This is a genomic window from Janthinobacterium sp. SUN120 (assembly GCF_030397735.1).
Lineage (GTDB): Bacteria > Pseudomonadota > Gammaproteobacteria > Burkholderiales > Burkholderiaceae_D > Janthinobacterium > Janthinobacterium kumbetense.
Map to the genome: position 1 here is coordinate 430,266 of NZ_JAPUBW010000003.1, position 19,312 is coordinate 449,577.

19 protein-coding genes are annotated in these 19,312 nt (G+C 66.3%); 8 read left to right on the forward strand and 11 right to left on the reverse strand.

From position 1 onward, the window contains the following. Positions 1 to 37: 37 nt before the first annotated feature. The gene (locus O0879_RS19830) at positions 38 to 964 is read left to right on the forward strand and encodes a histone deacetylase family protein (RefSeq protein WP_289918318.1); all 927 of its coding nucleotides are present in this window, start codon (positions 38 to 40) and stop codon (positions 962 to 964) included. A gap of 13 nt (positions 965 to 977) precedes the next feature. Here O0879_RS19830 and O0879_RS19835 read toward each other — a convergent pair whose 3' ends face one another. Both O0879_RS19835 and O0879_RS19840 read right to left on the reverse strand, forming a co-directional pair. Then, entirely contained in the window at positions 978 to 1,364 is a 387-nt protein-coding gene (locus O0879_RS19835) for a hypothetical protein (RefSeq protein ID WP_143451364.1), read from the reverse strand. Between the two features lie 169 nt (positions 1,365 to 1,533). Then, complete coding sequence (locus tag O0879_RS19840) at positions 1,534 to 2,331, reverse strand: hypothetical protein (protein ID WP_289918319.1); 798 nt, start codon at positions 2,329 to 2,331, stop codon at positions 1,534 to 1,536. Positions 2,332 to 2,531: 200 nt separating this feature from the next. On the opposite strand from O0879_RS19840, the gene ylqF reads away from it, so the two are divergent. After that, the gene (gene ylqF, locus O0879_RS19845) at positions 2,532 to 3,479 is read left to right on the forward strand and encodes a ribosome biogenesis GTPase YlqF (protein WP_083411975.1); all 948 of its coding nucleotides are present in this window, start codon (positions 2,532 to 2,534) and stop codon (positions 3,477 to 3,479) included. 69 nt (positions 3,480 to 3,548) lie between these two features. Here the strand turns inward: ylqF and O0879_RS19850 are convergent, their stop codons facing one another. Continuing rightward, positions 3,549 to 4,352 carry a class III extradiol ring-cleavage dioxygenase gene (locus O0879_RS19850; RefSeq protein WP_289918321.1) on the reverse strand — a complete coding sequence of 268 codons (804 nt, stop codon included), beginning with the start codon at positions 4,350 to 4,352 and terminating at the stop codon, positions 3,549 to 3,551. A gap of 114 nt (positions 4,353 to 4,466) precedes the next feature. Here O0879_RS19850 and O0879_RS19855 point away from each other — a divergent pair, with 114 nt between their 5' ends. Next, entirely contained in the window at positions 4,467 to 5,357 is an 891-nt protein-coding gene (locus O0879_RS19855) for a LysR family transcriptional regulator (protein WP_289918322.1), read from the forward strand. Here the strand turns inward: O0879_RS19855 and O0879_RS19860 are convergent, their stop codons facing one another. Beyond that, positions 5,358 to 6,242, reverse strand: a complete 885-nt coding sequence (locus tag O0879_RS19860) for a hypothetical protein (RefSeq protein ID WP_099665129.1) — start codon at positions 6,240 to 6,242, stop codon at positions 5,358 to 5,360. It lies immediately after the preceding gene. Continuing rightward, positions 6,239 to 8,527, reverse strand: coding sequence for a M1 family metallopeptidase (locus O0879_RS19865; protein WP_289918323.1), 2,289 nt, complete (start codon positions 8,525 to 8,527; stop codon positions 6,239 to 6,241). The genes O0879_RS19860 and O0879_RS19865 overlap by 4 nt, the downstream gene beginning before the upstream one ends. A 245-nt stretch (positions 8,528 to 8,772) precedes the next feature. Here O0879_RS19865 and O0879_RS19870 point away from each other — a divergent pair, with 245 nt between their 5' ends. The 5 genes from O0879_RS19870 to O0879_RS19890 all read left to right on the forward strand — a co-directional run bounded on the left by O0879_RS19870 (position 8,773) and on the right by O0879_RS19890 (position 13,004). Further along, positions 8,773 to 10,308 (forward strand): TonB-dependent receptor, encoded by a 1,536-nt coding sequence (locus O0879_RS19870; protein ID WP_289918324.1) that lies wholly within the window; start codon positions 8,773 to 8,775, stop codon positions 10,306 to 10,308. 147 nt (positions 10,309 to 10,455) lie between these two features. Further along, positions 10,456 to 11,127: a thiol:disulfide interchange protein DsbA/DsbL gene (locus O0879_RS19875; RefSeq protein WP_099665126.1), complete on the forward strand. Its 672-nt coding sequence runs from the start codon at positions 10,456 to 10,458 to the stop codon at positions 11,125 to 11,127. Positions 11,128 to 11,140: 13 nt separating this feature from the next. Continuing rightward, the gene (locus tag O0879_RS19880; protein ID WP_289918325.1) at positions 11,141 to 11,365 is read left to right on the forward strand and encodes a hypothetical protein; all 225 of its coding nucleotides are present in this window, start codon (positions 11,141 to 11,143) and stop codon (positions 11,363 to 11,365) included. A gap of 234 nt (positions 11,366 to 11,599) precedes the next feature. Further along, positions 11,600 to 12,346, forward strand: coding sequence for an SDR family oxidoreductase (locus O0879_RS19885; protein WP_289918326.1), 747 nt, complete (start codon positions 11,600 to 11,602; stop codon positions 12,344 to 12,346). 121 nt (positions 12,347 to 12,467) lie between these two features. After that, the gene (locus tag O0879_RS19890) at positions 12,468 to 13,004 is read left to right on the forward strand and encodes an ester cyclase (protein WP_289918327.1); all 537 of its coding nucleotides are present in this window, start codon (positions 12,468 to 12,470) and stop codon (positions 13,002 to 13,004) included. Between the two features lie 10 nt (positions 13,005 to 13,014). On the opposite strand, the gene O0879_RS19895 is transcribed toward O0879_RS19890, so the two are convergent. The 6 genes from O0879_RS19895 to O0879_RS19920 all read right to left on the reverse strand — a co-directional run bounded on the left by O0879_RS19895 (position 13,015) and on the right by O0879_RS19920 (position 19,213). Continuing rightward, positions 13,015 to 13,935 (reverse strand): LysR substrate-binding domain-containing protein, encoded by a 921-nt coding sequence (locus O0879_RS19895; RefSeq protein ID WP_289918328.1) that lies wholly within the window; start codon positions 13,933 to 13,935, stop codon positions 13,015 to 13,017. Then, the gene (locus O0879_RS19900; RefSeq protein ID WP_289918329.1) at positions 13,932 to 14,837 is read right to left on the reverse strand and encodes an efflux RND transporter periplasmic adaptor subunit; all 906 of its coding nucleotides are present in this window, start codon (positions 14,835 to 14,837) and stop codon (positions 13,932 to 13,934) included. Before O0879_RS19900 ends, O0879_RS19895 begins: the two co-directional genes overlap by 4 nt. 38 nt (positions 14,838 to 14,875) lie before the next feature. Beyond that, the gene (locus O0879_RS19905) at positions 14,876 to 15,076 is read right to left on the reverse strand and encodes a DUF1656 domain-containing protein (protein WP_070224633.1); all 201 of its coding nucleotides are present in this window, start codon (positions 15,074 to 15,076) and stop codon (positions 14,876 to 14,878) included. Continuing rightward, complete coding sequence (locus O0879_RS19910) at positions 15,066 to 17,210, reverse strand: FUSC family protein (RefSeq protein ID WP_289918330.1); 2,145 nt, start codon at positions 17,208 to 17,210, stop codon at positions 15,066 to 15,068. Before O0879_RS19910 ends, O0879_RS19905 begins: the two co-directional genes overlap by 11 nt. Before the next feature lie 10 nt (positions 17,211 to 17,220). Further along, positions 17,221 to 17,727 carry a MarR family transcriptional regulator gene (locus O0879_RS19915; RefSeq protein ID WP_034782299.1) on the reverse strand — a complete coding sequence of 169 codons (507 nt, stop codon included), beginning with the start codon at positions 17,725 to 17,727 and terminating at the stop codon, positions 17,221 to 17,223. Positions 17,728 to 17,800: 73 nt separating this feature from the next. Further along, positions 17,801 to 19,213 carry an efflux transporter outer membrane subunit gene (locus O0879_RS19920; protein ID WP_289918331.1) on the reverse strand — a complete coding sequence of 471 codons (1,413 nt, stop codon included), beginning with the start codon at positions 19,211 to 19,213 and terminating at the stop codon, positions 17,801 to 17,803. Positions 19,214 to 19,312: the final 99 nt, after the last annotated feature.

Consider the following 19,312-nt stretch of genomic DNA (forward strand, 5'->3'; position numbering starts at 1 on the left):
GGATAGAGAGCAGAGACAGAGGTAACCAGTACAGCGCATGAGCACAGCCATTTATACCCATCCCGATTGCCAGCGCCACGAAATGGGCGACTGGCATCCCGAATCGCCGGCCCGCTTGCAGGCCATCAACGATCAATTGATCCTGGCGCACATCAGCGACCTGGTCGAGCACCGCGACGGCGTGCGCGCGCAATTGTCCGATATCGAGCGCAACCACAGCGCCACGGCCATCGGCCTCGTGCGCGACAACGTGCCCCCCGCAGGCGACTATTACCCGCTCGACGGCGACACCCTGCTCAACGCGCACAGCTACGACGCGGCGCTGGCCGCCGCTGGCTCGGCCGTGGCAGCCACGGACGCCGTCATCGACGGCGAGATCAGCAACGCCTTTTGCGCGATCCGCCCGCCCGGCCACCATGCGCGGCCCAGCGAGCCCATGGGTTTTTGCCTGTTCAATAACGTCGCCATCGCCGCCAAGCATGCGCTCGACGTGCGCGGGCTCGAACGGGTCGCCATCGTCGACTTTGACGTACATCATGGCAATGGCACGGCCGAATCCGTGGCGCACGATCCGCGCATCCTGATGGTCAGCTTTTTCCAGCACCCCTTCTATCCGTACAGCGACGTGGAATCGTACACGGACACGCGCGTCAACGTGCCCGTGCCGGCCCGCTCGAAAGGCGACGCCGTGCGCCAGCTGGTGCTCGATCACTGGCTGCCCGCGCTGCACCGGCAGCAGCCGCAGATGATTTTCATTTCCGCCGGTTTCGACGCCCACCGCGAAGACGACGTGGGCGGCATGGGCCTGGTGGAGGCCGACTACACGTGGATGACGCAGCAAATGATGGCCGTGGCCAATCAGTATGGCAAGGGCCGCATCGTCAGTTGCCTCGAAGGGGGCTACAACCTGTCGTCGCTGGGCCGCAGCGTGGCTGCGCACGTGAAGGCGCTGGCGGAGCTGTAAGGGGGAGCTTGAACTACAGCAGGCTGGGGCGGCTGCGGGAATTCGTGTGGCGGTGCGTCTGGTAGTCGAGCGCGTCGCCAGCCATGAAGCGGCGCCAGGCTTGCGTGTAGACGAGCGATGATTTATCCGCGTCAAAACTGTCGAGCTGCAACATGTCGCGGTGGTGCTTGATTTCATTGACCAATTGGTCATACAGCACTTGCAAGCCATAGCTGTCGGCGCTCTGGCGCTTCAGGCGCTCTTCCAGCTGCGCCACTTGCCCCTGCAATTGCCGGCATTCCTTCTTCCACTGCAACAGGCTGCCATTGCGCGGCACGCGCTTGGCCGCCGCCTTGGCCGGGCGCGCGCTGCCACGTTCGCATTCCACGTGTGCCGCTGGCGCCTTGCCAGTGTGTTCCATCACCATATCGAGCCATCCCTATCGCCTATCTCCCTGCACCCGGCGCTAGCCAGCCTGGAAAATAATTGCTTTTCATTTAAGAGGCGATATTAGAACATACTTCTTTATTTCTTTCAGTAAATATAAGAATCCATGTGGAAATATTTGACCTGGCTGCGCGGGCGGCGCCTTACTGGCGCTGCGCTGCCTGCGAGGGCGCTGCCGGGGCGGCTCCCGCCATTTTTCCGTCGTCGGCGTAGGTCAGGGTCAGCAGGGTATTGTCGTCCCAGTTCAGGTCATGCAGCGGCGGCACGAAGCGCTGCCGGTCTTGCGTGACGCGGATGTCCAGCGTGCGCTCGCCCGAGCGCGCCTGCACGGCAAGCAGCTTGCGCACCACGGGAAACGGCACGTGGATCAGCGACGAGTGGCACGGCCCGCCTGCCAGGCGGAACAGGTTGCGCCGGACAAAGGACAACTCATCCTGCTCGACGGCCCAGCGGATTTCGCATTCCAGGCGCAGGTCGCCCAGGCGGCGCACGTTCTGGGGCAGGCCCGGCGTATGGATGTCGGCGCGCCAGCGCAAGGTGTCGCGCTTCTTGTTGCTGACCAGGTCGGCATTCGCATCGTAGGCGGTCTTGTCGCGCGACAAGGTGAAGCTGCCGTCCGCCGCCAGCGGCACGGGGATGGACAGGTTGTCGGCCGACAAGTGCAAGGTCACGCCGTCGAGCCTGGCCTGCGGCGTGGCGGGAATCAGCATGAAGCGCAGCGGCGCGCCCGGCGCCAGGCGCTGGTGGTCGGCATACGCATCGAGTCCCTTGAGCATGGTGCGGTAGGGGCGCAGGTCGGGATCGCGCGTGCTTTGCACGTCGACAATCTGCTGCATTTCCTGGCTTGCCGCGTCGCCCCGCGCCGTCGCTTGTTCCTGGGCCATGGCGGGCAGCAGGCTGGCATAAAGGGAGGCGAGGAGGCAAAAGCGGGGAAAGTGCATGGATTGCGTGCCAGGTTAAGCTTGCGATGGGAAACCGTCCAGGCTGGACGGACTGCGAATCTTATCATTCATGTAACTGCCAAATTATCACCAATTGTCTCGTTCGTGTCGCACGGCTGGCGTTGGCGGCGGAAAATGGGACGTCGTGGCGGCAACCACGTAAAATAGCGGATTGACCGAACGATTTTGAAAGCAAGAGCATGGCGATACAATGGTACCCAGGACACATGAACGCGGCCCGCAAGAAAGCGGCCGAGACCATGGAAAACACCGATCTGGTGATTGAAGTGGTGGACGCGCGCCTGCCGGCAGCCAGCTGCAATCCCATGGTGGACGAGCTGCGCCTGTTCCGCCAGCGCCCTTGCCTGAAAATCCTCAACAAGACCGACCTGGCCGATCCTGCCGCCACCGCCGCCTGGGTGGCCTATTTCAACGCCCAGGAAGGCGTGACCGCGTATGCGATGACGACCAAGAAGCCGGGCGACGTGGCGCGCATCCCGGAACTGGCGAAATCGCTGGCGCCGCACCGCGGCGTGCCGACGAAACCGCTGCGCATCATGATCATGGGCATTCCCAACGTGGGCAAGTCGACTCTGATGAACGCGCTGCTGAAAAAGCGCGTGGCCAAGGTGGGCGACGAGCCGGCCGTCACCAAGATGCAGCAAAAGTTGTATCTGGACAAGAACACCATCCTCGTCGATACGCCCGGCATGCTGTGGCCGAAGATCGCCATCCCCAGCGACGGCCTGATGCTGGCGGCCAGCCACGCCATCGGCTCGAACGCGCTGATCGAAGAAGAAGTGGCCGTGTTCCTGGCCGAGGAATTGCTCAAGCGCTACCCGGACTTGCTGGCGGCCCGCTACGGCACCAAGGTCGATGAAGTCGACGCCATCGGCGTGGTCGAGGGCATCGCCGCCAAGCGCGGCTTCCGCATCAAGGGCGGCGACTACGATTTCGAGAAAGCCTCGCATACCCTGCTGCTCGACTACCGCAGCGGCATCCTGGGACGCATTTCGCTGGAAACGCCGGACACGCGCGCGGCCCTGCTGGCCCAGCACGCGGCCGAGATGGCGGAAAAAGCGGCCAAGGCGGCGGAAATCGCCGCCGAGAAGGCCAGGAATGCGGCGCGCGGCAAGCGCGGCACGTAAGTTACCGCTTCACCATGCAAAAAGCGCCGCGACAGCAATGTCGCGGCGCTTTTTTCATGCGCTGGCCGATTAGCCGAATTTGAAGCTGGTGACGGCCAGCGCGCCAAAGAAATCCTCCTCGTGGTACACCACGTGCGCCGCTTCCTGCTCGGCCGCGCCCAGCGCCACCATCAGCGGCAGCAGATGGTCTTCCTGCGGATGAGCCTGGCGCGCGCCCGGCGCCTGGTCCCAGGCCAGCAACTGCTCCAGCCTTTGTTCTGGCGGTAGGGCCATGGCTTGGCGCAGCCAGGCGTCGAACTGGTGCGAGGCGACGGCGCCCGCCTGGCCGAACTGGCGCAGGTTGTGATAACTGAGGCCGCTGCCGAGTATCAGCACGCCCTGGCGGCGCAGGCTGGCCAGCGCGCGGCCCACTTCGACGTGCGTGAGCGGGTCGTAGCCGTGTTTCAGCGACAGTTGCACTAGCGGCATGTCCGCCTGCGGGTAGATGGGGAACAGGGCGCTGAAGGTGCCGTGGTCGAAACCCCGCTCGTGGTCCAGGCGCGCCGGATGGCCAGCCGCGTCGAGCAACTGTTTCACCTGCGCCGCCAGTTCCGGCGCGCCCGGTGCCGGGTACTGGATCTGGTACGTATGCGGCGGAAAGCCCGAATAATCGTAGATCATGCCCGGACGGGGGCTGGCCGAAACGAGAAATTGCGGCCCTTCCCAGTGCGCCGTGACGACCAGCACGGCCTTGGGACGCGCGCCGACCTGGCGCGGGATAGCCTGCAACGACGCTTCCAGCACGTCGTAGCGGCCGCCGAACTGGTCTTTCATGAACGGCCACGGGCCGCCGCCGTGCGACAGGAAGTAGGTGGGGAAGGTGTGCTCTTGCATGGCGGCTCCTGGTGGGAATGGCTAACGATGGAACCATGATAGTCATGCGCAGTCAGTTGATCAAGATCGCTATTATTGATATATCATTTCCATTTTGTTGATGATTGGGTCGTCATGGATACCTTGCGCAGCATGCGCGTGTTTCGCGCCGTGGTGGAGCTGGACAGTTTTGTGCGCGCCAGCGAGCGCCTGGACCTGTCGCCGGCCATGGTCAGCAAGCATGTGATGCACCTGGAGCGCCACCTGGGGGCGCGCCTGCTGAACCGCAGCAGCCGCCACCTGAGCCTGACGGAAATCGGCAAGGTGTATTTCGAACAGTGCCGCGACATGCTCGACAATCTCGACGAGGTGGAAGCGACCGTCGGCCGCACGACGGTGGTGCCGCGCGGCATGCTGCGCCTGAGCGCGCCCGTCTGGTTCGCCAACGCCATCTTTACGCGCACCCTGGCCGCCTACCGCGAGCGCTTTCCGGAAGTGACCTTCGACATCGACCTCAGCGGCCGCGTGGTGAACCTGGTGGAAGAGGGCTTCGACCTGGCCCTGCGCGTGAGCCAGGCGCCATCGCCGACCCTGATCGCGCGGCCCATCGGCAGCATCGAATTCCACCTGGTGGCCGCGCCCTCCTATCTGGCGCGCGCGGGCCACCCGCACCTGCCGCAGGACCTGGCGCAGCACGCCATGATCAGCTATTCCTTGTTGGCAAACGGCAATGAACTGGCCTTCGACGGGGTACAGGGGCGCGAGACGGTGAAGTTTTCGCCCGTCCTGCAATGCAATAACGAAAGCCTGCTGCACGCGGCCGCGCTCGACGGCATGGGCATCGCGCTGTTGCCGTCGTGGCAGACGGATGCGGACCTGGCGGCGGGGCGGCTGGTGCGCCTCTTCGACGATTTCAAGCTGGCGGGCGGCAAGGTGTACGCCGTGTACACGAGCCGCCGCTACCTGTCGTCGAAAGTGCGCACCTTCATCGACTTCCTGGCCGATGAAGGGCGCCTGAGGGCGTGATTACGCGAGCGAGCGCTTGACGTCGATCAAGGCGAACAGGCGCGCGCTGCGCATCCACGCCAGCACCAGCGCCGCCAGCTGCGTCACCAGCAAGCCGGCCACGATGGCCAGCGGGCCGGGCGCGGCCAGGTTCAGGCGCGCCACGCCCAGCAGCGCATACAGCGCCAGTCCCAGCAAGGTGATGACGAGGTAGATGGCCAGGCTGGCCAGCGGACGCCGGCGCAGCATGCCCAGTCCCCGCCACCAGGCCTTGACGGCCGACGTGCGGCGGCGGTCGACGGCCAGCGCCGCGCGGCCCGCGTCGAGCGTGGCGCAGGCCAGCAGGAACAGCAAGCCAGTGAGCAGCAAGGCCAGGTGGCGGGCCAGGTCGGCATCGGCTTCCAGGATGGCCTTTGCCGCGTGCTTGTCGGCCAGTTTCAGCGCGCCGGCGCCGATCGCCAGCGCCACGCCCAGCGGCACGATGCTCCACAGCAGCATGCGCAGCATGCGGCCGTATTCGCTGAAGGCACCCGTCAGCAGGGGGCCGAAGCCGGGTGGCGCAGGCGCGCGCGCGGCCGTCACCACCAGGCCGCTCAGCAGCGGCGACAGCAGCAGGGCCAGCACGACGCCGGTGATGGCGGCCTGGCTGATGGCGGCGCCGTTGCGTCCCGTATTGGCCACCAGGTCGGCCAGGGTCATCAGGTCGAGCTTGTGCGCCAGGGCCGCTGCATGCACGGCGTTATCGAGGCTGGCGCTCAAGGTGCGCCAGAGGGGTATGACGGCAAGGATGGCGGGGATCAGCAACAGGCCCGCCCACAGCAGCAGCAAGCGCCATTGCAGGGCGGCGCGGCTGGCGCGCGTGGTCAGGGTCAGGCCGCTGGCCCGTGTCGTGGAAGTGGCGCTCATACGGTGGCAATCAGGGAAAGGAGGTATTGGAAGACGGCGGCAAGGTCGAAGCTCCAGCGCCGCGCGGCCGAGGTGTCGGCTTTCAGGGTGCGGCTGTCATCGAGCTTGTTGACGTCGAGGTAGTGCACGCGGTCGGGATCGAGTTCGGCCGAGACGGCCTTCACGGGCTTGCTCCAGGTGTAGCGCTGCCACAGCTGCTCGTTATCCCACACCACGCGTTCGGAGCTGCCGTCGGCGAATTTCACCAGCAGCACCTGCGGCACGGGCGCGCCGCGGCGGCGCAAGACCACGCTGGTGAGATAAGGATACGGTCCCGTGCCGGGCTTGGCGTCCGGATGCGCCTTGTCCCACGCCTCGCGCACCTTTTTCTCCTCTTTTTCCAGCGCTTCGGCCGTATGTTCCACGCGCTTGCCGTTCACCACCGCCATGCCGGCCAGCGGCGTCTGTTCTTCGCTGGTGAAGGTGCCGATGCGGTCGTCGATATTCGCGCTGGCATAGACTTGCTGCGCGAAGACCTGTTCCACGATGCGGCGCTGGCCCGTCGCCTCGGCCAGCGTTTCGCGCAGGTCGGCCACGCTCGGGTGGCGGAATTTCCACTGTTCGTAATAGGCCTTGAAGCCCCGTTCCATGGCTTCGCTGCCGATGCGCGCTTCCAGGTCGCGCATGGTGATGGCCGTGCGGCTGTAGACGGGGCCCACGCCCTGCAGGCGGTTCCACGCGTTCTGGCCCAGCGGGTCGGCCGCATCCTGGCGCGGCGCGGCCATGCGCTCGAATTCGAAGACCTTGAAGACGGGATCGAAGCCCAGGCGCTTGAGCAGGGGCGTGGTGGCGTGGATGTCCTGGCCGCGCGCGCGCAGCATGCGCTGGTCCCAGTACTCGTTCAAGCCTTCGTCGAGGAGGGGTTCCTCGAACTCGTTCGACGCCAGGATGCCATAGAAATAGCCATGACCGAATTCATGGATGGTGACGAAATCGAGGCCGAATTCGGGGATGGTCTTCGGCTGCAGGTTGGCGTAGCTCGAGGCCGTGATGAAGGTCGGATATTCCATGCCGCCCGCTTCGGCCGCGTTAAACGGCGGAATCACCACCGTCAGGGTCTTGTATGGATACGGGCCCAGGGTGCGCGAGAAATACGTGAGCGAATCCTTGGCCGCCTGCAGCGCGGGCGCCGCGTTCGACGCGTATTCGGGCGGGTACAGCACCTTGATGGCCACCGGCGGGCTGCCCGGACCGCTCCAGCTGCCCGTCAACGGTTGCGCGCTGCGCTTGTCTGCCGTCCAGGCGAAATCGTGCACGTCGCCCTGCACATAGTGATGCGTGAGCATGCCGTTCTTTTCCTGCGGCGCGCCCTGCAGTTCGCCCGTGGCGCCCACCGTGTACTCCTTGGGCACGGTCAGCTTCACGTCGTAGTTGCCGAAATCGGCGTAGAACTCCGAATTGAGGTGGAATTCATGCGCGTTCCAGCGCGGCGCGGTGGCGCCCCGTTCGCCGGGCAGTTCCAGCACGGCGATCTTGGGGAACCACTGGCCCACCAGGTGGAAGCTGCCGAAATAGCCGGTGCGCGCGATGACGCGCGGCAGCTGGTCGAAGAAGCGGATGTCGAGCGTCGTCTCGGCGCCCGGCGCGACGGCCTGCGGCAAGTCGACGCGCACGACCGTGCGGTCGGTGGCCGGGCCGTTGTCCGGCTGGACGAAATGCCAGGGTGCCTTGGCGCCGTTTTGCGTCATGCTGCGCAGTTCGATGTAGCCCCACTCGCCGTCGCGCGTGTCGACGCCCGAGCGGAAGCCCGTGTCGAGCTTGCGTTTTTCGGTGAAGAAGGTCGAATGTTCGCCTTCGAAGGCATTCAGGTACAGGTGCAGGTACACGCTGCTGACGGCTTGCGCGCTGCGGTTGCGCCAGCGCAGTTTCTGCTGGCCGTCGATCGTGTGCTTGACGGGATCGAGCGTCGCTTCGATCTGGTAATCGACGACGCGGTCCGACAGGGTCGCTTGCGCGCCCGTGCGCGCACCGCCCCAGGCATTGCTGGCGCTGGGCGTGCTGACGGCCGACGCATGCGGCGACGCCAGGGCGATGCCGTCGGCGGACGGCGCCAGCGGCGCGGGCGCGCCGGCCGGCTTGCCTTGGCCCGGCTGGGCGAACAGGTCGGCCTGCAAAGCAAGGCCGGCCAGCAGCATGACGGTGATGGAAAGGGCTTTGAGCTTGCCCGAGATGGGGAAAAAACCAATGCTGCGGCGCGTGCCGCGGGGACTTGGCGGCCCGCGGCGCGTTGTGCTACGACTTTCCATGCGTGACTCCCACAGTGACTTCTTATTGTTGATTTTTAAATGCAGTCGGCTGCGCCCAGGATCGCCGGGCGCACCTTAATATACCTACAAAAATGCCAAATAACCAATAAAATATTGGCATAAGGAAAGTACCGCCGGGCTGGCGCTTGCGGCGCCGTGCGCCGTGCGTATAATGATTCGCTTTTGCCATCCCTCCGTTCCACCAGCGCGCGTCCGCGCCGCGGTGACGCCTCAAGCCTGCCGCCATGATGCCTGCCCCTCCCATCCTGACCATCGCCACGCGCGCCTTGCTGCTGTGCGCCCTGGCCATGCCGGCGTGCGCGCAGGAAGGCGTGGATGCCGGCGCGGCCGGCGTCACGCATGGCGACGTGTCCGCCGAGCTGGCGCAGGGCGGCCAGCACAGCGTGCGCGGCGCCCTGTCGCGCGAACAGGACGGCATGACGCTCGATGTGGCCATGGATGGGCTGCGCAACGGCAATTACCGCGATGGCAGCGTGTTTCACCAGCGCGGCTTCAACGGCGGCGCGGAATGGAAGGCGCGCCAGGGCCGCTTCGGCTTCAGCGCCGACCAGCTGAAGCAGGACACCCGCTATCCCGCACCCGAGGCGCCGTTCCTGGCCTTGCTGTCGGCCCGTCCGGAAGACCTGTACTGCTATGAGGTGCGGCGCGCCAGCGCCTTCGTGCAGCGCTATGTGGGCAGTTTCGAGCTGGGCGTGGAACTGTCGCAGCGGGAAAAGCGCGCCACGGCCCACTATGCGGGCGAGGACGGCAGCAGCGAATCGAGGTACAGCAGCCGCCGCCGGCAACTGGCACCCCGCCTGCGCCATTACGGCAAGGTGGGCGGCGTGGGAACGGATACGGAAGTGGGTCTGGACCTGATGCAGTGGCAGCGGCGCTCGGACCGCGATGGCGACGGGCAGCGCCGCCAGTATTCGCGCGCGCTGCTGCTGCGCGAAGAGCTGGCCTTCGGCGGCCCGTATGCGCCGCGCCTGCTGCTGGGCCTGCGGCATGAGCAGTTCCAGCTCGATCCGGCCGACCTGCCCGCCGGCGGCAGCGACTGGGAAAACCAGAATGCCTGGGACTTGCAGGGCAGCCTGCAATTGCGCCCGCAACTGAGCGTCTACGCCAAGGCCGCGCGCAGCTACCGCATCGACGACGATGGCTATACCCGCGCCGGCTACCGCCCCCTGGCGGGTCAGTTGCGGCGCGAAATGGAAGTGGGCGCCACCTTTGGCGACGCGGCGCGCAGCGCTTCCGTGCGCGTATTCAGCGAGCGCCTGAGCAACCAGATCGTTTTCGACCAAAGCCTGGGCCAGCTGGGCTTTGCGGGAAACCTCGACCCCTCGCGCCGCGACGGCATCGCCATCGAGGCCAGCATGGCGCTGGCGCGCGACTGGCGCCTCGACGGGCAACTGCGGCAAGTGCATGCGCGCTACGACGATTACGCCTATGACGGCCCGGATATCGCCCTCGTGCCGAAAACCCTTGCCAGCCTGCGCCTGTACTGGACGGGGCAGGGCGGCGCCAGTGCCGACGTGGGCGTGCAATGGCTGCGCGCGCTGCGCTATGGCCCCGATTTCGCGGGCAGCTGCCTGGCGCAGGTGCCCGCGTTTGCCACCGTGGACGGGCGCTACGCGCACAAGCTGGGCGCCTGGGAGCTGGAACTGGCCGGCAGCAACCTGGCCAACCGCCGCCATTACGGCGATGCGCCCGGCTGCCGTTCCAGCATTTACCTCAAGGATGCGCGCCAGCTGCGCGTGTCGGCGCGCTACCATTTTTGAGGCGCGGGTGCAGCGGGGCTTAAATACGGCTTAAGCTGGCGCAAACCGGGGCGATAAACACGGCTTTTTTCCGCCCGGGCCTCATCGCCCGGCGCAAAAAGTGGTAATCTCGCCCCGTTCACGACCACTTTATGATGAAGGATTATTATGCGTTTTCTGCGTTTCTTGCGTCCCCTGCTTGCCGCCGTCACCCTGGTGGCGGCCACCGGCGGCGCCATGGCGGCCGATACCGGCTTTACCACGCTCCCGACGCCAGTGCGCACGGACACGGGCAAGAAGGTGGAAGTGGTGGAGTACTTCATGTATTCCTGCCCGCATTGCTATGCACTCGATCCGCTGATGCACGACTGGGTCAAGAAGCAGGGCGACAAGATCGCCTTCCGCCGCATCCACCTGGCCTTCAATGGCCCGAAAGATGCGCAGGCGCACGCCTACGCCACCCTGGAAGCGATGGGCCAGCTGGACCAGTTCCACGACAAGATCTTCCGCGCCATCCACGTCGAGCGCAACCGCCTGAACCGCGATGACGCCATCCTCGACCTGCTGGTCAAGAACGGCATCGACAAGGCGAAATACCTGGACATGTTCAATTCCTTCGGCGTGCAGACCAAGCTGAAACGCAATGAACAGCTGATCACCGCCAGCAAGATCGACAGCGCGCCGACCATCGTCATCGATGGCCGCTTCGTGACGTCGCCGGCGCAGCTGTCGCGTCCGGGGCAGTCCGAGCCGCAAACCCAGACAGCGACCCTGCGCGTGATGGATGAACTGGTGGCGCGCGTGCTGAAAGAGCGCGCCCCGGCGCCTGCGAAGAAGTAAACCGGAGAACGTCATGAAACAGCTGCCCTGGACCTTGTGCGCGCTGGCTCTTGCCCTCGTGGCCTGGCTGGCGATTGCCGTCGTCAATGTGGAAAACCAGCGCAATGCGCTGGCCACCAAGGCCTGCGTGGACCCCGCGTTCAAGAACGAGGTCGACGCGAAATGCCTGGCGTCCGTGCAGTCGCGCGAGCACTGGTGGCAGCATCTGACGTACGCCATGACGCATTTCAGGTCATAGAACACCGGATAAAATCTACTGCGCGTCGCGCTTTGCGGCCGGCGATGCTCACCGGCTCGGCGCCCCCGTACAGAGTACGGTTGCGCTTCTCGGCCACAAATCACTGCCGCTCGCTACGATTTTCTCCGGCGTTGTGACGATAAGGAACAGACAGACAAACTGCCCGCCTTGCGCGGGCTTTTTTACGCCCGCAGCTTACGGGTATCATGAGGCCACAACCATCCAGGAGGGGCGATGAAGGAAGTGATCTTGATTACTGGCAGCAGCCGCGGCATCGGTGCGGCGACGGCGCAGCTGGCGGCGCGCCAGGGCTATGCCGTTTGCGTCAACTATGTGCGCGATGCGCAGGCGGCCGAGGCGCTGTGCGCGCGCATCGTCGCCGGCGGAGGCGAGGCCATCGCCGTGCAGGCTGACGTCAGCGATGAAGCGGACGTGCAGCGCTTGTTTGCGGAAGTCGACGCGCGCCTGGGGACCTTGACGGCGCTGGTCAACAATGTGGGCGTGCTGGAGCAGAAATGCCGGCTGGCCGACATTTCCGTGCAGCGCCTCGAACGCGTGCTGCGCACCAACGTGATCAGTTATTTCCTCTGCTGCCAGCAAGCCGTGCGGCGCATGTCGACGGCTAACGGCGGGCAGGGCGGGCGCATCGTGAACGTCTCGTCGGCGGCTGCGCGCCTCGGCTCCCCGGGCGAATACATCGATTACGCGGCCTCGAAAGGCGCCGTCGATACCTTGACCCTGGGCCTGGCGAAGGAAGTGGCGGCCGAGGGCATCCGCGTCAACGGCGTGCGCCCCGGCATCATCTACACGGACATCCACGCGTCGGGCGGCGAACCGGGACGGGTGGCGCGCCTGGCGTCCGGCGTGCCCATGCAGCGGGGCGGCCAGCCGGAAGAAATCGCCGACGCCATCCTGTACCTGCTGGGACCGGGCGCCACGTATGTGACGGGCAGCATCCTCGACGTGGCCGGCGGCCGCTGATTTTCAACTAATGCAAGCAAGTGATTCAATCGCGGGGCCAATTATCAAATAAGGCAAGCGAGTCCAGAATGGCGGGGTGCCCTATGCAGCAGGCACGCCGATCAACCCACCTGGATTCCTTATGCCCGCACCTGTTCTTGCCCCCGTCATCCTGGCCCTTTCTCTGCTGGCCGCCGCGCCCGCCCAATCCGCCACGCACCTGCCCATGCCGGCCCACCTGTCCGGCGCCGCCGCCACCGACAAGGTGGCGCTGGCCGCGCGCCGCTACGCCGCGTTCTGGCAGAGCGGCGACCCGGCCCTGGCGCGCCAGGCGCTGGCCGACGATTTCACCGACCGCAGCTTGCCTGCCGGGCGTGCGCAGGGATTGGCCGGTCCGCTGCAGGCATCTGACGTGTTTCATGCGGCCGTGCCGGATTTGCAGGTGGCCATCGAAGACATGCTGGTGGCGGGCGACCGTGTCACCTTGCGTCTGCATTTCACGGGCCGCTTCACGGGCGTCTTCCCCACGCCGCAGGGCCCCTTGCAGGGGCAGGGCCAGGCCATCGACTTTTACGCGTTCGATCTGTACCGGGTGAATGCGCAGGGGCGCATCAGCGACAACTGGCACCTGGAAGATAATCTGACCCTGCTGCGCCAGCTGGGCGTGCTGGCGCCCTGACCGTGGCCCGCTAGCGCTGCGCCGGCAGGGTGGCGAATTGTTGCCGCAGGAATTCGGCCAGCAGGGCCACGCGCGGCGGCTGGAAGCGGCTGCGCCGGTACAGCAGGTTCAGGGGGACGCTGTCGGCAAAGTAATCGTCGAGCACCGTGTGCAGGCGTCCTGCGCGCAGGTCGTCGCCGATGTCGAGCAGGGATTTGTAGGCATAGCCATGGCCGGCCACGGCCCAGCGGCGGATGATTTCGCCATCGTTGCTGTGCCAGGCGCCTTGCGGGCGCAGGCTGTGGCGCTTGCCGTCTTCGCGGTAGCGCCACTCCTGCGGCGCGCCGTCGCCCGCCGTGAGCACGAGCGTCGGCAGCAGCGCCAGGTCGCGCGGCGTGGCCGGCACGCCCACCTTGGCGGCCAGCGCGGGCGCCACGCACACGACGCGCCGGCCCGGGTGCAACAGGCGCGCCACCATGTCGCTGTCGGGCAGCTCGCCGTAGCGGATGGCCAGGTCGATATCGTCCTGCACCAGCCTGGCCGTGGCGTCCGTCAGGGTCAGCGCATGGCGCACCTGCGGGTGCAGCGCGGCAAAGCGGTCGAGCATGGGCAGCAGCAGCTGGCGGCCGATGTCGGACGGCGCCGAGATGCGCACCACGCCGCGCACGGCGGCGCCGCCTGCAGGCAAGCCGTCTTCCGCCTGCGCCAGCAAGTCCAGCGCCTGCTCGCTGTAGTGGCGGTAGTGCACACCCTCTTCCGTCAGGCGCAGCTGGCGCGTGGTGCGCTCGAACAGGGTGACGCCCAGCGCCGTTTCCAGGCGCGCGATGGCGGCGCTGGCGGCGGCCGGCGACAGGCCGTGCTTGCGGCCGGCCGCGGAAAAGCTGCCCAGCGCCGCGGCGTCGAGGAACAGGGCGATTTCCGCCAGGCGCCCGGCGCCGCCGCTGCGGATCATGCCGGGTGCGCGGCCGCTGGCTTCGGCGCCGGTGCGGAATGCGCCGAGTGGGGCGTGATCACCACGGTGCAAGTGGTGCCGGCTACCAGCAATTGCCCCTTCGGCTGCTCGTCGATGTGGATGCGCACGGGCACGCGCTGCGCCAGGCGCACCCAGTTGAAGGTGGGATTGACGTCGGCCAGCAATTCGCGGCCCGTGGCGGCGTCGCGGTCGGTGATGCCGCGCGCGATGCTCTCGATATGGCCATGCAGGGTGCCGCCGCTCATCAGATTCATTTCCGCCTTGTCGTCCTGCGCCAGCATGCCCAGTTTGGTCTCTTCGAAGTAGCCGACGACGTAGTACGAGGCGCTGTCGATGACGGCCAGCTTGGCCGCGCCGACGGCGGCGAAATCGCCCTTGTGCACGTTCAGGTTGGTCACGTAGCCGCTGACGGGGGCGCGCACGGTGGTGCGCTCCAGGTTCAATTGCGCCAGCGCGCGGGCGGCCACGGCGGCCTGCACTTGCGACGAGGCCGAGCTGGCGGCAAAGGCCGCGCTTTCGCGGCTTTCCGTCGAGATGATGCTGGCGTCGAGGCCGGCGCGGCGCTGGGCTTCCTTGCCGCGGCGGCCTTGCTCCGTCCTCTGCGCGGCCAGCACGGCGTCGGCCTGCGCCAGCGCGCTCGCATAGCGTTCCTTGTCGACGACGAACAGCACGTCGCCTTTTTGCACCACCTGGTTGTCGCGCACCAGCACGTCCGTGACGGTACCGGCCACGTCGGCGCTGATGTTGACGATGTCGGCCTTGATGCGGCCGTCGCGCGTCCACGGCGACTCCATGTAGCGGTCCCAGACGGTCTTGCCTATCCACAGGGCTGCGGCCAATAGCAGCAGGGTGATTGCATAGCGGGTCAGTTTGCTTACCATGTCGGCAGCCTTTCCTTGATTGGATTGAACAGTTTTTTTTATTTGTAAAGCGATAAGGCCAGCGCGCCGAAGATGGCGATGAAGATGCACAGTCGCGCCAGCGACGGGTGCCACACCATGCGGTACACGCCCAGCCAGCCCAGCACGCGGTCGAGCAGGGTTTGCAGGCCGATGCTGAGGATGAACAGGGGCAGCAGGGTAGGAATCAGAATTCCGAACAGGGCGAATTCACGCGGCATGGTGGTCTCCGGCGCCAGGCGCCATGTGGTCGAGTAATGAGGTGTAGATCGAATGCAGGTCGGCCAGCGCCGTCTGCAGGCGCGCGCTGCGCTCGGGTGTGACGCCGGCTTCGTTCTGCGCCGCGCGCACCACGGCGCCCGCCTGCAGGGTGGCCGCCAGGGCCGCCTGCAGTGCCGTGTCGCCGCGCGTGCGCAGCCAGCCGGCGATGTGGTCGACGCACTGCTGCAGCGTGTGGCGCGTGGCGCCCGGCCGGGCGGTCGCGATCAGTTCGCGCAATTCGATCACCGAGTGGCCGATTTCCAGCAGCGTTAATGCCTGGCGCACGACGGCGCGCGTGGCCTCGCCAGGCGCCGGCCCGGCCGCCGCGTTGAGCTGGCTGAGCAGGTCGCGCACGCGGTTGTCGAAACGGTGTTTCACGCGTCGCGCCGGCGCCGTGCACGCATGCAGCGCTTCGCGCCACAGGGCGCGGCCGATATGGTCCTTGTGGCCCATCGTGTGCTCGGGCAGCAGCACGGCAAACACGAGGGCGGCCAGCATCAGGCCGACGATCAGCGCCATGCCCGTGTTGAGAAAAGCAGCGCCGTCGACATGCATCAGATTTGTCGGCGCCATCTGCGTGATGAAGGTCGACACGCCCAGGCCCACGCCCAGCTTGGCCGGATTCGTCATCAGATACAGGCCCACGGCGAGGAAGGGCGCAAAACTGAGCACCAGCATGGGGAAGCCGTCGCCGTGCACCAGCACGAAGTACACGCAGACGAGCGACAGCGGCATGGCGATCAAGAAGCCCGCCAGCACTTGCCGGACCATCATGATGGGGCGCGGCGAGGACGAGGCCAGCGCGCAGAACACGGCCGCCATCAGCATCGCCGTGCTGGCATAGGGCCAGGCGAGGAAGTAGGCGCCCAGCGCCAGCAGGGCCAGGCTGATGGCCGCGCGCGCGCCGCTGGCGATCACCAGCGCGGGCGGCGTCTTCGGCGCATACGCCTGCGGTGTGCTGATTTCCAGCGGCGTATCGTGCGCCAGGCTGAAATACACTTCGTGAAAGCGGCTCATGTCGCGCGCGAAGCGCTCGAGCAGCTCGCACACGGTGTCGAAATCGATGCGCTGCGCATGCGCGATGGGGGCGCCGTCGATGTCCGCGCGGGCCTGCCCCAGCGCCGTTTGCAGGTGCTGCTGCATGGTGTCGAGCGAGTCTTGCGACGGCGTCGTTTGCAGCGCTTCGGCGACGATGGCGTACAGGGGCGCGCAAGCCTGCATGACTTGCGTCTCGTCGTCGCGCTGCAGGCGGTCGAACAGGCGGTGGAAGGTATAGAAAGTGGTCAGCGCCGTCATGAAGGTGGCGTTGAAGGCGTGCAGCTTGCGGTTTTGCGCGCGCACGTGGCTCACTTTGCTGGTGACTTCGAACAGGGCGGCCGAGCGGCCCAGCTCCAGCGCCGCCACGTCGGCGGCAAACTGCAGATGCGTCAGTTCCACCTGCGCCGGCGTGAGTTTTTGCTGCAGCACGTCCTGGCAAAAGGTGAGGAATTTGCCGTAGCGCGCCTGCACCGTGCGCATCACCTGCGTGCCCTGGTGGCGCGGCAGCAGCACGCTGGACACGGCCGCCGAGCAGATGATGCCCAGGCTTACTTCGGCCACGCGCGTGACGGCCAGCGCGAACACCTGCATCGGCTGCTCGATGGCGGGCAGCACGATCATGCAAGCCGTGTAGCCGGCCAGCACGTACACATACGATTGGGCGTTGCGGTGCAGGGCCGAGCCGCTCGTGCACAGTCCCACCCACAGGGCCAGGCCGGCGAACAGCAGCACGGGTTGCTGCGGGAACAGGCCGATCAGGGTCAGCGCGGCCGTGCATCCGAGCAGGGTGCCGCACAGGCGGTAAAAGCTTTTTTCCAGCACCATGCCGCTGCTGGGCAGGGCCAGGATGATGGTGGTGGTCATCGCCGTGCTGGGCGAATCGAGGCCCAGGCGGTAGGCCAGCCACAGCGCGCAGAACGAGGCGATGAGGGTCTTGCCGACGTAGATCCAGCGTTCGCCTTCCGTCGAGCGCCAGTCCTGCAGCGCCAGCGCCAGCCAGTGGGCCGCCCGGGGCAGGGGACCGTATATAGGTTTTGTTGCTGTGGCTGGCGTCATCGATAGGCTATCAGTTCTGGTTGTTGAGATTGTTGAGGTTGCGCAACTGGCGCATGTACAGCTTGTCGAGCACTTGCAGCTCTTCGTCCGTGAAGCCTTCGTACAGGGCCGAGGTTTCCTGGTACACGTCGGGCAGCGCCGTCTCGATCAGGGCGCGGCCCTTGTCGGTCAGCGAGATCATCACGGAGCGGCGGTCGCCGGGGCGCGTGCCGCGGTGGATCAGGCCGCGCGTTTCCAGGTCGTTGCACACGCGCGTCAGGTTGGCCGGCTTTTCATGGCACGCCATGCCCAGGGTGCAGGCGTTCGAGGTTTCGTCGTCCGTGCCGTACAGCACGGCCAGCACCATGTAGCTGGCATCGACCAGGTCGTGCTTTTTCAGCGCGGCATTGGTCAGATCCTTCATGCCTTTTTGAATGTGGTACGTCATGCGCAACAGGCGCATCAGTTCCATGGGGAAGCCTGGCATGCGCGTGCGGATGTTTTGCAGCCGCTTGGAGGTGGCGTCAAAAGCGGTCATGTCATATTCCTTCATGTGTGAATAAAGTTCCGATTGTATCTTGTTGGGCTAGGGCAATGCCAGGATTGCAAGCTCAGATGCCGCCTCCCAGTGCATTCATCAAGGAAACGTACAGATCGAGCTCGCGCGCCCCATTTTGCGCCTGCTGCTGTTCTTCCGCCAGCAGCGCCACTTGCGTGTTGAGCATGTTGATCGCGTCGCTCATGCCCGCCTTGTAGGCCTTCTCCGCCAGGTCGCGCGCGCGCTGCGCCGTGGCCAGCGCCTGCACGGTCAGCTGGTGCTGTTTGGCCAGCGACTGGGCGCGGGTGACGGCGTTGGCCACGTCCGACATGGCGTTGATGACGGTGGCGTTGTATTGCTCCACGGCACCGTCGTACACGGCTGTCTGGCTGCCCAGCTGGGCGCGCAGGCGGGCGCCGGCGAAGATCGGCAGGCTCAGCGCGGGCGAGACGCCGCGGATGTCCGAGTTGGCATCGAGAAAATGGCTGAAGCCGAAGGCCTGGAAGCCGGCAAAGGCCACCAGGTTGACGTTCGGGTAGAACTCGGCCTTGGCGGCGTCGATGCGCTGCGCCGCCGCTTCCACGCGCCAGCGCTGGGCGGCGATGTCGGGGCGGCGGCCGATCAGGTCGGCCGGCAGGGCGGCGGGAATGGCCAGCGGCTGGTCCAGGCGCAGCACGGGCCGCGTGAGCGCCGCACCGGCTGCGGGGCCCTTGCCCGACAGGGCCGCCAGCTGGTTGCGCAGCAGGGCCAGCGACTCGGCCGACTGTTCCAGCTGGCGCCGGCCGGCGGGCAAGGTGGTTTCTATTTGCGCTACATCAATATCGGTGCCGATGCCGGCTTGCTTGCGCTGGCGCGTGATGTCGAGGATGCGGGCGCGCTGCGCCAGGCTGCGTTCGATCACGTCCTGCAGCTGGAATTCATACGACAGCTGGATGTAGGTGCGCACCAGCGCCGTTTCCAGCGCCAGGCGGGCCATCTGCGATTCGGCCGAGGCCATCTGCACGTCGCCCAGGGCGGCAGACAGGGCGGCGCGGTTGCGGCCCCACAGGTCCAGGTCGTACGAAGCCGTGACGGTGGCCTGGTTGCGCCAGGCGTAATTGCCGGCCAGGGGCGCCGGCGTGCTGCCATGCTGCGAATACAGTTCGCGGTTGATGGAGACGGCTGCGTCGGCTTGCGGGCGGGTCTTGTCTTCCGCCGCGCCGGCCAGCGCCTCGGCCTGGCGCACGCGCGCCTGGGCCCCGCGCAGGGTGGGGCTGTCGGCCAGCGCCTGCTCCATCAGGCGGTTCAATTGGGGGTCGTGCAAGTCTTGCCACCATTGCGTGCGCGGCCATTGTATGGCGGCGCTGGCGGCGGCATCCATGGCCTGGCTCGCCTGCAGCTTGTTGGCGTCGAGCATGGCCGATTGCGGCGCGATATGGCCCATGTCGGCACAGGCGCTCAAGGCAAGGATCAGGCTGGCGGCAAGCAAACGGCGGTGCAGGGACATGCAGGGACTCCGGGAAAGATCGTGTTGGGGGTGCTGCTGACAGCTCGCCGCGGTGAGCTTCGGGAGTGGCCCGAGTGCTGCGCCGCAACTGAGGTGTGT